The 13,671-nt window shown below is 58.4% G+C and carries 13 protein-coding genes and 1 tRNA gene; 7 read left to right on the top strand and 7 right to left on the bottom strand.

The annotated features are described in order from the left end of the window. Nucleotides 1–38 precede the first annotated feature (38 nt). Nucleotides 39–1,343: a methyl-accepting chemotaxis protein gene (locus tag J3364_RS03640; protein ID WP_349556832.1), complete on the top strand. Its 1,305-nt coding sequence runs from the start codon at nucleotides 39–41 to the stop codon at nucleotides 1,341–1,343. Here the strand turns inward: J3364_RS03640 and J3364_RS03635 are convergent. The 3 genes from J3364_RS03635 to ahpC all read right to left on the bottom strand — a co-directional run bounded on the left by J3364_RS03635 (nucleotide 1,337) and on the right by ahpC (nucleotide 4,200). After that, nucleotides 1,337–1,720 (bottom strand): VOC family protein, encoded by a 384-nt coding sequence (locus J3364_RS03635; protein ID WP_349556830.1) that lies wholly within the window; start codon nucleotides 1,718–1,720, stop codon nucleotides 1,337–1,339. The two genes, J3364_RS03640 and J3364_RS03635, sit on opposite strands and share 7 nt — an antisense overlap. A 107-nt stretch (nucleotides 1,721–1,827) precedes the next feature. Next, nucleotides 1,828–3,414, bottom strand: coding sequence for an alkyl hydroperoxide reductase subunit F (gene ahpF, locus J3364_RS03630; protein WP_349556828.1), 1,587 nt, complete (start codon nucleotides 3,412–3,414; stop codon nucleotides 1,828–1,830). Between the two features lie 222 nt (nucleotides 3,415–3,636). Further along, complete coding sequence (ahpC, locus tag J3364_RS03625; protein ID WP_349556826.1) at nucleotides 3,637–4,200, bottom strand: alkyl hydroperoxide reductase subunit C; 564 nt, start codon at nucleotides 4,198–4,200, stop codon at nucleotides 3,637–3,639. 294 nt (nucleotides 4,201–4,494) lie between these two features. Between ahpC and J3364_RS03620 the strand changes: the two genes are divergently transcribed. The 5 genes from J3364_RS03620 to J3364_RS03600 all read left to right on the top strand — a co-directional run bounded on the left by J3364_RS03620 (nucleotide 4,495) and on the right by J3364_RS03600 (nucleotide 9,145). Then, on the top strand, nucleotides 4,495–5,385 hold the full coding sequence (locus tag J3364_RS03620; protein ID WP_349556824.1) for a carbohydrate kinase family protein: 891 nt from the start codon (nucleotides 4,495–4,497) through the stop codon (nucleotides 5,383–5,385). A gap of 117 nt (nucleotides 5,386–5,502) precedes the next feature. Then, nucleotides 5,503–6,045 carry a Spy/CpxP family protein refolding chaperone gene (locus tag J3364_RS03615; protein ID WP_349556822.1) on the top strand — a complete coding sequence of 181 codons (543 nt, stop codon included), beginning with the start codon at nucleotides 5,503–5,505 and terminating at the stop codon, nucleotides 6,043–6,045. 153 nt (nucleotides 6,046–6,198) lie between these two features. Further along, nucleotides 6,199–6,975, top strand: coding sequence for a substrate-binding periplasmic protein (locus J3364_RS03610; protein ID WP_349556820.1), 777 nt, complete (start codon nucleotides 6,199–6,201; stop codon nucleotides 6,973–6,975). Between the two features lie 177 nt (nucleotides 6,976–7,152). After that, entirely contained in the window at nucleotides 7,153–8,724 is a 1,572-nt protein-coding gene (locus J3364_RS03605) for a methyl-accepting chemotaxis protein (protein WP_349556818.1), read from the top strand. Nucleotides 8,725–8,989: 265 nt separating this feature from the next. After that, on the top strand, nucleotides 8,990–9,145 hold the full coding sequence (locus tag J3364_RS03600) for a DUF1127 domain-containing protein (RefSeq protein WP_349556816.1): 156 nt from the start codon (nucleotides 8,990–8,992) through the stop codon (nucleotides 9,143–9,145). Between the two features lie 378 nt (nucleotides 9,146–9,523). Here J3364_RS03600 and J3364_RS03595 read toward each other — a convergent pair whose 3' ends face one another. The 3 genes from J3364_RS03595 to J3364_RS03585 form a co-directional block, all read right to left on the bottom strand. After that, the gene (locus J3364_RS03595; protein WP_349556814.1) at nucleotides 9,524–10,495 is read right to left on the bottom strand and encodes a sulfotransferase family protein; all 972 of its coding nucleotides are present in this window, start codon (nucleotides 10,493–10,495) and stop codon (nucleotides 9,524–9,526) included. A gap of 170 nt (nucleotides 10,496–10,665) precedes the next feature. Beyond that, the gene (locus J3364_RS03590) at nucleotides 10,666–11,466 is read right to left on the bottom strand and encodes an ABC transporter permease (RefSeq protein WP_349556812.1); all 801 of its coding nucleotides are present in this window, start codon (nucleotides 11,464–11,466) and stop codon (nucleotides 10,666–10,668) included. Next, nucleotides 11,453–12,073, bottom strand: a complete 621-nt coding sequence (locus tag J3364_RS03585) for an ABC transporter ATP-binding protein (protein ID WP_349556811.1) — start codon at nucleotides 12,071–12,073, stop codon at nucleotides 11,453–11,455. The genes J3364_RS03590 and J3364_RS03585 overlap by 14 nt, the downstream gene beginning before the upstream one ends. A gap of 254 nt (nucleotides 12,074–12,327) precedes the next feature. On the opposite strand from J3364_RS03585, the gene J3364_RS03580 reads away from it, so the two are divergent. Continuing rightward, a tRNA-Thr gene (locus J3364_RS03580) sits at nucleotides 12,328–12,403 on the top strand. Between the two features lie 427 nt (nucleotides 12,404–12,830). Here the strand turns inward: J3364_RS03580 and J3364_RS03575 are convergent. Continuing rightward, the coding region (locus J3364_RS03575; RefSeq protein WP_349556809.1) for a RelA/SpoT domain-containing protein at nucleotides 12,831–13,671 on the bottom strand (841 nt) is incomplete at its 5' end.

Genomic DNA, 13,671 nt, shown 5'->3' with positions numbered 1-13,671 from the left:
ATTTTTTGATCAATTCCTATTTGGGGAATACTCACAGTATGCTGTCACGCAAGTACAAGCAGGCGATCGAGCGCCTGGAACGGGACCATCAGGACCTGGCATCAACACTCAGCGCAATCGATGATTCCGTCGCCGTCATCCAGTTTGACCCGGATGGTACGATTCGTTCCGCCAATCCGCTGTTTCTCGAGACCGTTGGCTATACCGCAGACGAAATCGAGGGGCGTCATCACCGGCTGTTCTGCGACAGCCACTATTCACAAAGCGCTGACTATCGGCACTTCTGGCACCAGCTCCAATCCGGGCACAGCCATCGAGGCCAGTTCCCCAGGCTCACCAAACAGGGCGAGCGGATCTGGCTGGACGCCACTTATTTTCCGATCAAGGACCCGCAGGGCAAGGTCAGGCGGGTGCTCAAGATCGCCAGTGACGTCTCCGACCAGCACGAACATATCGCAGATCAGCAAGCCGTCTTTGAAGCCATCAATCGCTCTATGGCCGTGATCGAGTTTACGCCGGATGGCGAAATACTGACCGCCAACGACAACTTCCTGGCAGCGCTGGGTTACAACCTCAGCCAGCTCCGGGGAAAGCACCACCGTATTTTCTGCCCCGACAGCTTCTATGAGCAGGAACCGGATTTCTGGGGGCAGCTGAAGAAAGGGCATTTCCGCTCGGGCCAGTTCGAGCGCATTGCCGCCAACGGCAAGAGCGTCTGGCTGGAGGCCTCCTACAATCCGGTTTTTGACGCGGACGGCAAGACCCGCAAGGTCATCAAGTTTGCCAGTGATATCACCGACCGGGTCACCCAGGGCATCCGCACAGCGGAGGCGGCCGAATTGGCCGAATCCACCTCACGGGACACGGTCAGCAGTGCTACCGAGGCCCACGCGTCCCTGAAGCAGTCGATGGCCACTTCAGAGCGGATCCGGGATCGTATTGAAGAAACCCGGCAGGTGATCGAACAGCTGAACAATCAGTCCCAGAGCATCGAACGGATTGTCAGCACCATTTCCGACATCGCCGAACAAACCAACCTGCTGGCGCTGAATGCCGCCATTGAAGCCGCCCGGGCCGGTGACCAGGGTCGCGGTTTTGCGGTGGTGGCCGATGAGGTCCGGCAACTGGCACGACGCACGGGAGAAGCCACGTCCGAAATCGGCCGGGTGATCCATAAGAACGTCGCCCTGACAGGCGAGGTGCTGGAAAGGATAGAGGAAGTCTCCGACGTCGCTGCCGAAGGACGGGAACAGGTTAGCCGCGTCGAAAGCGTGGTGGATTCGATCAATTCCGCGGCGAATCGCGTTGTCGACGCCGTTTCAGCCATCCGTTCGGATCACTGAGCCTGCCCGAACCGCCCTCCATCCCGGATGCCCACGCGATTGCCATCCGGATCGAACAGATTAATCGTAGAGCCCCAGGGATGGGACTCAATCCTCGCATCAATTCCATACGCCCTCACCGTCGCCAGCGCCGCATCCAGGTCAGAGACATTGAAACGCAGCTTAACGGCGCCGCTCTCGATGGGCTTACCTGCCGGTTGCGCCCGGCCTCCCGTCTCGATCATCAGGTAACTCCCCCCAAATTCCAGGCAGGCCAGGCGAAAGTCGCCTTCCCGCTTCTCGAATTGCAGAGGCAGTTCGAAGAGATCGCGGTAAAAAGCGACGCAGTCGTCGAAGCGCTCCGTGTTGAGGATCATGCCGGTTTGCTCGATATCCATGACAACATCTCCAATAAAAAACCCCGGCGACCTGACGGCCAGCCGGGGTTGGTTATTGTGGGGCGCGGGCAGCGAGACTGTGACGCCGCCCGGCCCGTGGCCGCGGATCAGGCTGCGGCGTCTTCATCATCAGGAGCCGAGTTGCGGATGAGGAAGTCGAAAGCGCTCAGGGCCGCCTTGGAACCTTCACCCATGGAAATCACAATCTGCTTGTAAGGCACGGTGGTCGCATCGCCGGCGGCAAAGACACCCGGAATCGACGTCTCCGCCCGGTCGTTGACGATGATCTCACCGTGCTGGCTCAGCTCGATGTCGCCCTTGAGCCATTCGGTGTTCGGCACCAGACCGATCTGGACAAACACACCTTCCAGCGAAATGTGGTGGCTCTCACCGGTGATGCGGTCGGTGTAATTGATGCCGTTGACCTTGCCACCCTCACCGGTCACTTCGGTGGTCTGGCCGGACGTAATGACCTCCACGTTCTTCAGGCTGCGCAACTTCTTCTGCAACACGTCGTCCGCACGCATTTCAGCGGCAAACTCGATCAGGGTGACGTGGCCGACAATACCAGCCAGATCGATGGCCGCTTCCACGCCGGAGTTACCCCCGCCGATTACCGCCACGCGCTTGCCCTTGAACAGCGGGCCGTCGCAGTGCGGGCAGTACGCCACGCCCTTGTTGCGGTACTCTTCCTCTCCCGGGACACCCATCTGGCGCCAGCGGGCACCGGTGGACAGCACGATGCTGCGCGCTTTAAGAGAGCCGCCGTTCGCGAGGCGCACTTCGTGCAGGCCACCTTTCCGGGCAGCCGGGATCAGTTTCTCCGCACGCTGCATGTTCATGATGTCGACGTCGTATTCCTTGACGTGCTGCTCCATCGCGGACACCAGTTTGGGCCCTTCGGTGTAGGGCACGGAAATCAGGTTTTCGATACCCATGGTGTCGGCGACCTGACCACCGAAGCGCTCAGCCGCGATACCGGTGGCAATGCCCTTTCGCGCGGCATAGATCGCCGCGGCAGAACCGGCCGGGCCACCACCGATGACCAATACCTCGAAGGCGCCCTTCTGGTTGATCTTCTCGGCTTCTTTCTCGTCGGACCGGGTGTCCAGGCGAGCCACAATTTCTTCCAGGGTCATGCGGCCCTGGCCCCAGGATTCGCCGTTAAGGTAGACGCTGGGAACCGCCATGACTTCACGCTGCTCGACTTCGTCCTGGAACAGCGCGCCGTCGATGGCCGTGTGCTTGATCTTCGGGTTCAGCACGCTCATCAGGTTCAGCGCCTGGACCACGTCCGGACAGTTCTGGCAGGACAGGGAGAAGTAGGTCTCGAACTCGAATTCACCATCCAGCGACTGGATCTGCTCGATCACCTCTTCGGACGCCTTGGACGGGTGTCCGCCCACCTGCAGCAGAGCCAGAACCAGCGACGTGAACTCGTGCCCCATAGGAATGCCCGCGAAGCGAACGCCGATGTCGGTGCCAACCCGGTTAATGGCGAAGGACGGGCGACGGACATCCGCCTCGCCGTCTTCACGCAGGCTGATCTTGTCGGACAGCGCGTCGATCTCCTGCAGCAATTCCTGCAGCTCCCTGGACTTGGCGCCGTCATCCAGCGTGGCAACGAGTTCAATCGGCTCCCGGACGTTGGCCAGGTAAGACTTCAATTGTTCCTTCAGATTGGCATCCAACATAATGGGGTTTCCCTCGCAGTATCGTGAAACTAAATGACTGAATTCGTGAAGAATCCGTTTCGAATCTGGGTTACAAGATACGGTCGCGACCAAAAGAGCTCAAATTAATTGACCTTAAATCTGCAATAGCCATTTGCTATATAAACCCGATTCTTGTGCGATCCAGATATGAGAAAGGCCCGCAGAGCGGGCCTTTCTGAGCGTTTCACCGTGAAGGGAAACTTAGATCTTGCCGACCAGGTCCAGAGACGGAGCCAGAGTCTCTTCGCCTTCTTTCCACTTGGCCGGGCAGACTTCGCCCGGATGGTTGCGAACGTACTGAGCGGCCTTGACCTTACGCAGCAGATCGTCGGCGTCACGGCCGATGCCTTCGGCAGTGATCTCAACCGCCTGGATGATGCCGTCCGGATCGATCAGGAACGTGGCGCGGTCTGCCAGGCCCTGGCCTTCACGCATGACACCGAAGTTGTTGGTGATGGTGCCGGTCTGGTCGCCCACCATATAGTAGTTGATCTTACCGATGGTCTCGGAAGTATCGTGCCATGCTTTGTGAGTGAAGTGGGTGTCGGTGGACACGGAGAACACTTCAACGCCCAGCTTCTGCAGCTCGTCGTACTTGTCAGCCACATCGCCCAGCTCGGTCGGGCACACGAAGGTGAAGTCGGCCGGGTAGAAGAAGAAAATCGCCCACTTGCCTTTTACGTCCGCTTCGGAAATGTCAACGAATTCGCCCTGTTTGAAGGCGGTTGCGTTGAACGGTTTGATTTCGCTGTTAACAATGCCCATTTGAAATGACTCCTTGAAAATTGACTGGAACGAGTACGGTAACGGCAAGCCGCCACCGATTTAAATTGATTATTCTAAAACAACCTATAGAGCAGCCCTATATAACCGGGAAAACTTTAGGCGTGTCATGCTTTTACGCATTCGTTTGAATCCCGGTTAAAACCCGACCGCTGGCACGGATTAAGCAGTATACCTCATCACAGGCCTGATCCAGGCGTAGTTCCCAGGATGAGCCGGAACCATGACAGCTCCACTACACTGAATCCTTCCCCAACGACGCAGTGGAGCCCAGCCATGCCCCGGTCCGTGCTTATTGTTGGCGGCACGTCCGTCGACACCATCATTCATCTCGACCAGTTTCCGTCGCCGACGGCCCAGACCATCTGGCCCCGAGCCAGCTACCGGGCCCTGGGCAGTACCGGCGCCGGCAAGGCCCTTAACCTGGCCGCGCTGGGCGAGTCGGTCACGCTGCACACCCTGTTGGGCGAGGATGACGAAGCCCGGTTCGTTCGCGAGCAGCTTGCCCACGATCACATCCATCTGCTGACCACCATCACGCCGGAACCCACCGAACAGCACGTCAACCTGATGGACAGCCACGGCGATCGCATGTCCTTTTTCGTGCAACCGCCTCCGGAACCGACTGAAGTGAACTGGGAGGGCGTGCGGGTCGCCATGGACCACTGCGACGTCGTGGTCATCAACATCCTTGCCTATGCCCGGCCCGTCCTGGCGATGGCCAGGGCCGCCGGCAAACCGGTCTGGATCGATCTGCACGACTACGACGGCCAGGATCCCTACCACCAAGCCTTTATCGAGGCCGCGGATGTCCTCTTCCTGTCCAGCGACCGGCTCCCGGACTATCGCCCGGTGATGGAATCCTTTATTGAGATGGGCAAATCCTTCGTGGTCTGCACCCACGGTCGCGATGGAGCAACCCTGCTCGATCGCAACGGCCAATGGCTGGAACAGCCGGTGTTCGATGTGGAGACGGTGGTGGACACCAACGGTGCGGGCGACGCCTTCTTCAGTGGGTTCCTATACGGCTACAGCCGGGACGCCAGCCTGGCCGACTGCCTGAAACTGGCCGCCGCCTGCGGGGCGTTGTGCGTCGGCTCGGGCACCCTGGCCTCACAGCAGCTCACCCCCTCGCGACTTCACGAAACAGCCGGGCTGCACCCGTAAACACCCATCAGAACCATCCTTGACGGAAATCAACGCCTGCGCCGATCCATCGGCCTAGAGTGGGACCATCGGGCTGCGGCTCATTGATCCTTCAAATTCGTCAGGGAGATTCCCACGGTGACTATTGCCAAGCAAAACCTGTTACGGGTTATCGGCCTGTCTGCGGCACTGACCTTTTCCGGGCTCGCAGCCGGCCACGGCTTCGACGACGATGATATGCCGGGCCGGGGTTACGGCGGCATGATGGGCATGGGCAGTCCGGGCATGATGGGCGGCTCAGGCATGATGTCGGGCCCCGGCATGATGGAAGGTGGCGGCATGATGGGGGGGCCGGGCATGATGCAGGATCCCGACGACATGCGCGGCCCGGGCATGATGTATGGTTCGGGGCGCGGTTACCGTGAATGGGGCAACCTGTCGGATGACCAGCGGGCGGCCCTCCACAAAATCCAGCGCGACTTCCAGGCGCACCAGTGGGAGCGCATGCAGTCGATTCGTCAGGAGCGCTTCAACATGATGCGGGCCTACACCGCCGAGCCGATGGACAAGACAGCCATCCTCGATGCGCAGAAGCGCATCAACGCCCTGCAGCTGGAGATGCTCGAGGAATCGCTGGACACCCAGGCCAAGGTCCGGTCTGAAATCGGCCAGGGCCAATAATACGGCCCCGCGACCCGGCATCGGGGCGGCGTAGGTCCAATCCCTTACGCCGCTTTACAAGATCTGACAAAGAGATAGGTGCAGAAGCGCTATACTTGGAGGCGTCCTCCATTTTCCGGGCATGGACGGCCCGGCGTTCACCAGGCCCGACTCATGCGCTTATGCCTGCTGGCAAGTCTGCTCCTGCTGGCCCTGCCCTCGCTCGCCGACACCCAACGGGTGGTGGTTGGCGTGAACAATGCGCCGCCCTACCGGATCGTCGATGGCAATCAATTCGGTGGCCTCTACATCGATATCTTCAACGAGATCGGCCGGCAACTGCACTGGGACATTACCTATAAGGAAGCCCCTTTCCGACGCGTGCTCTGGTTAATGGAGAATGGCCGGGCCGACTTCATGCTGGGACCGCTCAAGACCGATGAGCGGGACGACTACATGGATTTCGTGGTCCAGGCCTTTCCGGCCGAGCGACGCCTGTTCTTCTTTCGCGACCCGGAAAACCGGATCACCCGCTACGCCGACCTGAAAGGCAAGACCATCGGCGTCTTGCGAGGCAGCAGCTATTTCCCGCGCTTCGACAATGACGACAGCCTGGTCAAGATTGCCGCAACCCGCTACGAAAACCTGATGCGCATGCTGGCCCAACGGCATGTGGACGTGGTGATTGCGCCGGAGCTGGTCGGGCTCTATACCGTCGAACATTTCGACATCGATGTCAGCGTGTCGCCCTACACGGTGGACGGCAAGGCCTCGTGGATTGCCATCTCCCGCAAATCCCCGCTGATAATGCAGGCCGATGCCATCCGCGATGCCATGGACACATTCCGCCAAACGCCGAGATACCACAACCTGATCCAGAAATACCGTACCGGAGTGATCGATGCACCGGCACTGCTTCAGGTCAACAACCAGACACCGGTAGACCAGTAATCCCACTCACCGATCAACAATCCGAATTTACGAGCCCTGCGCAAAGTTGATGCATGCGATTCAACAGCTAACCTATTGAATACAGCCTCAACTCTTCGGGCGGGAAAAGGACCCTCTCCCGCCAAGTCAACATGAAGATAGGACCACCGTGATAACAGTACAGAGAGGATCTCAGCCATGTTGTCGCAAACCCTGAACCGCATTTCCGTCGGCAAGAAACTGGTCGCCGGCTTTTTCATCCTCGTTACCCTGACCATCGTGATCTCCGTGACCGGCGCCCTGGCACTGAAGAGCTACGCCGATCGCTCTCGAATCGTTGCCGGTGTGGGAGACATCAAGTCCGCCCTGCTGGAAGCCCGGACCCATCAGCGCAGTTTCCAGGTGCGCCGCGAATCCCAGTACATCGAAGAGGCCGGGAAAAGCGCACAGGAAGCCGCCGATATTGCCCAGGGTCTTCGCGCTGAACTGGTCGTACCCGCCGATCACGACCGCATTGAACTCATCATCGACAACGCCACCCGCTACGAGACGCTGCTCGCGGATTACCGCAAAGCACTGGGCACCTTTGGCAGCGACGCCAGTGCCGTGGAATCCCAATTGAACGACACCGCCGGCGAAGCCATTGCCACCGCCATGGAACTGCGCCAGATCCAGCTTGGGCGAATGGAGGCCGACTACAAAAGCGCCCTGACCACGATCATCGTCACCTCCATCGTCGCCGCCGTTGTCGCGTCACTGCTGGGCTGGGCCATGACCCGCTCCATCACCCGCCCCATCCGCGAAAGCCTGGCCATCGCTGATGCCGTGGCCGAAGGCGATCTGACCGTCGACACCAGCAGCGACCGGGGCGACGAGTTCGGGCAGCTGCTCAACGCGTTCGGGCGCATGACGCGCAGTCTGCGCAAACTGGTCCGGGAAATCGATAGCGGCGCCACCAGCATCGGCTCGGCAGCCGAAGAACTTTCGACCGTCACCCAGCAAACCAGCGCCGCCGTGGAAAACCAGCGCGACAAGACCGACCAGGTGGCCACCGCGATGAACCAGATGGCCGCAACCGTCAGCGAAGTGGCCCGCAGCGCCGAGTCCGCCTTCGAGACGGCCAAGACCGCCAACGACAAATCGGCTCACGGCGACCACGCCGTCCGGGAGACCCTGGAAAACGTCGCCGACCTGAAGACCCAGATCGACAACGTCATGGAGGAAATGCTGGGCCTGCAGTCCGAGACCCAGAACATCGCCACCATCCTGGACGTCATCAAGGCCGTGGCCGAACAGACCAACCTGCTGGCCCTGAACGCCGCCATCGAGGCCGCCCGGGCCGGCGAGCATGGCCGCGGGTTTGCGGTGGTGGCCGACGAGGTGCGATCGCTGGCCCGGCGCACCCAGGACTCCGCCACCGAGATCGAAACGCTCATCACCAACCTGGTCACCAGCGCCGACACCTCGAAAACCAGCATGGAGCGCGGCACCGAGCTGGCCGGGCAAACCCTGGCCCGTGCCGAATCCACCCGGGAAACCATCCGCGACGTGGTTCAGTCGGTGGAGGAAATCCGTCAGTACAACCACCAGATCGCCACCGCGGCGGAACAACAGGCGGCCGTGGCCGAGGACATCAACCGCAACGTCACGGACATTCGAGAAGGTGGCGAGCAGACCGCCAGCGCCACCCAGCAGGTCTCCGCCTCCAGCACCGAACTGGCCCGCCTGGCGGAAAACCTCACGCGTCAGATCGCCCGTTTTCAGGTCTGAAAAACGGCCATACCGAAGCCACTACAACCGAGGGGGTAGTGGCTTTTCCCTATCCCGGAAAGCGACCTCTTCGGGTTTCTACGAATTGCGTTTTTTCGCCCGAATCACCCAGAATTCAAAATTCCGCAACACCGTCAAATCTCCCCCAAGTTACTAAAATAAAAGAAGATAAGTGTTTCTAGGTATATCCAGAAAAAACTTCGCGACCTATCATATTGTCATCCTTAACCAATCCTCCAAACGAGATCCAAAAGGAGACAATCTGATGAAAAGAGTCATGGGTGTTTACAGCAAGTGGAGAAAGAAAAGAGACTTCGCTTTCATGGTTAGCCGCATGGACGACCGTCTGCTGAAAGACGTCGGCTATTCTCGCGAACAGGCCACGTACCGTCTGAGCCAGCCGTTCTGGAAGTTTGACTGATAGAACACGGTGCCTGACGGCCCACAAAGCCTTTCGTGAAGATAGCGGAAGCATCGTCCCCAGCCGGTAGATCGCAGTGTGCCGCATAAGCCACTGGATTCCGGGGACACACAAGGCCCACGATTCCACACACACCGGGCCTGTCACCATGCCGGCGAAAGCGAAGAAAAACGGGGTAGGTTGAGCAGTGATGCTTTACCTGCCCCGCAATAACCTCCCCCGCTCCAACCTCAGTTTTTATCCCTTGCCCACGTCCAATATCATCGGTCACGAGATCGGATAAAAGGCTGTGGCCGAATGTTTCGATCCCCTATCCTCTCAAAACGCCGCTGACGGAAACGAGCGAAGTCCGCATGATGCCGCACTGACGGGTCGGCTTCAGGCCACCGCCGCCGGTCGAGTCAGAACGCCAGCGTCCGGCATGGACGCGTCGTTGTACAGGCCGTCGAACCCAAACGCTTCAAGGATACGCAGTCCATCGTCAATCCGCTGGGGATCGATTTCGTTCTTCCAGGACGTCACCGGCGACGACCCGGCCTTGAAGCTGGTCTCCTGCTTGACCACGCGGCTGGGGCGCCTGATCAGGTCGTCGTCCAGTTTGACGTGACAATCCTCGCCGTTGCGGATAAAACGGAACAGCCGGGAAATCTCGCCCTCGGGGTCCGCATAGATCTGCTCGTAGAAGCAGACATGAAGAGCCTCCGGCGCAAACTGCTGCAGGGGCACGTAGTTGACGATGGCCCAGATCAGAACCTGGTTGAGGATAAAATCGCCGCGGGCGCTGGTCTGTCGGATCAGATCCTCGAACGGCGCCAGGAAGTCTTCCCGCAACGCCGGCTGGTTCAGCAGGTCCATTGGCTCATCGCCCCAGAACCAGTCCCGTTTCTTGTACTTCGACGCCGCAAACGGATTGCGGATCAGCAGCACCGGCCGCACCTGCGGGAACGCCTGACACGCCGCGTAGCACATCAGGTTGGCGAAAATATCCTTCACCAGCAGGCCTTCATAGACCAAGGCCTTGTTGCCGAAATCGACCCGTGAATCGCAGAGCCGACCGCTGACTATCGAGTCCATCAGCTCGCGTAAACGGTCATCCATGGCGCCGGGACGGCAATATTGGTGCGGCTGCACAAAACTCGCCGCCTTCACCAGTTGCGGATGCAGGGGTTCGAACATCTCCCGGAACCGGCCATCGTGATTGACCAGATCGGACACCCAGGTAGTCCCGCTGCGCCCGTCCCCCACTATCCACACGACGTCCCGGTAATTGCCCAGCACCTGATTGGCCCGGAAAACCATGCGTTTACCGACGTTCTTCACCTTCGTTCGAAGCGCACCCGCGTTGCTCATCGTGACCTTGCTCCCTGGTCGGAATAATGAATCAGCCTCTGGCGCCCCCTTATGGAACGCAACGACCGGCAACACACGGACTCCCTTCTCGGCGTCGGGCCGGGCTGTTTTCACTGCTTTAATCAGTCATACCAAATCTGTGCCAACAGACAACCCCTGTCGACATGTCTTCATCGTGGCACCGTCAAGCGATCCAGTCGCAGCCGTTCACGCTCGTCAAACAATCGACGGCTGCCCCAGGCCACCGCCATCACCGAACCGAATCCCGAACCGACCGTGATCGCGAACATCACCATGATCTGGTACTTAACGGCCACGCCCGGCGGACTGCCCGCCAGGATCTGGCCGGTCATCATGCCCGGCAGGCTGACAATGCCGGCGGCGGCCATGGCATTGATGGACGGCATCATGCCGCTGCGCATGGCGTCCCGGCGGATATCGCCCACCGCTTCCCGCCAGGGCTGGCCCAGCATCAACCGGGACTCGATCACCGCGTGCTGGCGCCAGACGGTTTCCGTCAACCGATCCAAGCACAACGCTATGCCGGTCATCGCGTTACCCAGAATCATCCCCAGCAACGGAATGGCGTATTGGGGCTCGTACCAGGGCCGGGGCCCGATCACCACCGCCAGCAGGAAAACCGTCACCGTAAACGACGAAATGAACATCGCGCCGGTGCCCAGCCCAAACGCCCAGGCCCCGCGCAATCGGCGATTCTGGCGGGCCATCACCTCGCGGCCGGCCACCAGCAGCATGACCACCGCCATCAGCAGGACCCAGACTGGGCTGCCGGACGCAAACAACGCCTCCAGCACCAAGCCGATCAACGACAACTGCACCGCCGTGCGCACCGCCGCGATCAGCAGGCTGCGGGTCATGCCCAGGCGCCCCAGATAAATCGTCGCCGCCAACAACAGCACCAGAATCGCCGCCAGCGCCAGCTTCCACCAGGCCAGGTCAATCACGTTCATGGACGACCTCCACACCGGCCCCAACCAACCGGACGTGACGATCCGCCACCCGACGAATCTGCTCCGGATCGTGCGCCACCCAGAGCACCGCGATCCGGCGCTCCCGAATCCGCTCGAGGAGCCAGCGCTCAGTCGCCCGGACGCGCTCCGCATCCAGGTTGCTGGTGGGTTCATCCAGCAGCAACACGTTGGGTTTCAGCACCAGCGCCCGCAACAACGCCAGACGCTGGCGCTCCCCCGTTGAAAGGCGACTCACCGACCACCCGTCAACGTCCGGGCCGAACCCCAGGGCGGCCAACTCGTCGCCGGGCAAGGCGCCCGGAAAATGCTCACCGACGGAATCGAACCACCACTGGCTATCCGCTGGGACCATCATGACGCGGCGTCGCCAACGATGCGCCGGCATCGACGTCTGGTCTTCACCCGCCAACCGGATGACGCCGGTGTGCGCCTCCACATCCGCCACGGCGCGCAGCAACCGGCTCTTGCCAGCGCCGGAGGGCCCCGACAGGCAAACCACCTCACCCGGAGCCACGCACAACGACACCGCGCTCAGCGCACCCACGGCCACATTTTCCAGGGCCAGACCACCCGGTTTTTCTTCCATAAAAGCAGGACGACGTATTGTGATGGGAATCCGAGCCAGTGTAGCCAAAAAACGCCACACGGGCAGACAGTGACCGGGTAGGCCGCCGACCATACGACGATGATGCCACGGGCCTGTGGCGGAACGGTGACGGCGTCACGGAAAGTACATCCAGAGAGATAACGCGGACGGTTGAAGTGGTATTATCCAGTCGGTTAATTTATAGGCAACTGCCATGGCGCCCTACCCTTCGGGTCGCCAACATACTGCAACACGCCGGGATAGCTCAGTAGGTAGAGCAGGGCATTCGTAATGCTCAGGTCGCAGGTTCGACTCCTGTTCCCGGCACCATTTCTTGGTCTGCTATTCTGTAAAGAGATATTAGGGTACTGAGCGGAGTTTGCAGAAAATAAATCTGTCCCGGTTTTGCAAATTCCGGCCAAAACAAAAGCGCATACCAAGACGGAAACTATATTTACTGGAGATGCTATATTTATATCTATACTTTCAGGATCCACAACAACAGGAGACCAAAGCCCCAGCGCCTGAAGCACAACGTATATAAAAAAAGTAAATATAATTACATCTATCACATACCGCCAAAGATTATCGTAATAAAACCCAGCAAGATTAGAAAGAAAACGAACACCGATAAAGCCGGGAAGCAAAATCAGTAGCATATTTATTGTTTGCGCAGTAAGATTCATGAAACCCAACTTTCACACATTATATAGAAACCAGCTTTCTAACTTCGCTAATCGCCAAAACAGCAATCAAGCTATTTTTCATCTTTATCTTTCGACTCAACTATTTCTCTAATTTCACTAAGCTTAGATATAAATTCACGAGTATCCAAAAAATAATTTGGGTACGCCTTCCTTAATTGATCGATTGACCCTGCGGCGACCAAGACAACTTGCTTATCATCATCGTCCTTCACCTCCTTCTCTATCTGAGTATATCGCTTATTCGCTTCCGCAAGCTTCCGTCGCCCAAAGCTTTCAACAAAGGAAACTCGCGCTTTTGAATCCAGCAATACAATATGATATCCGCCAGACCTGTGATCATTCGAAATTTGGTCTGCGGTCATATTAAAAAGGTCGAGTTGTTCGACTACATTAAGTCGGTCAGCTTCAGAAACAACCAATCCAAGCACTTCTTCGCTAGTATATTTTTCATGTATTGGAGCTACATTCTGCTTCTCAAGGATTGCGAAGGCAGATCCAGCTAATGCAAAAAAATCTAACCATTCATCTGGCCCTTCACTTGACTTCAGAGCCTTATTCAAGAACAGTCCCATTGTCTCTACGGCAGTAGCCCAAGTATGCTGCAAGCGCGTTCTTATCTGAAGCTCTATCAACAAGCCGTCATATTCAGGCACCCGCTTATTGTAATACTTATATACCAGATGAACCCCTCTATAACCGGTATTCTTCGGATTTAATATGTAATCTTTCGAACTAACAAGCTCATGCGAAAAACGACTATTCCTGTAATTAGTCGCCCCTGCAAAAGTAAAAACCTGAACAAAGGCAATGAGTTGGCCTGACTTCGGGGTATAATATCCATCATAAATCTCCCCGTTTCGTCCAAAAACCGGAAGAAAGCCCCATGATCCC

It is taken from the genome of Marinobacter sp. NFXS9 (assembly GCF_040148665.1).
Lineage (GTDB): Bacteria > Pseudomonadota > Gammaproteobacteria > Pseudomonadales > Oleiphilaceae > Marinobacter_A > Marinobacter_A mangrovi.
Note: the sequence above shows the minus strand (reverse complement) of the source record. Positions and strands in the feature narration are given on the sequence as shown.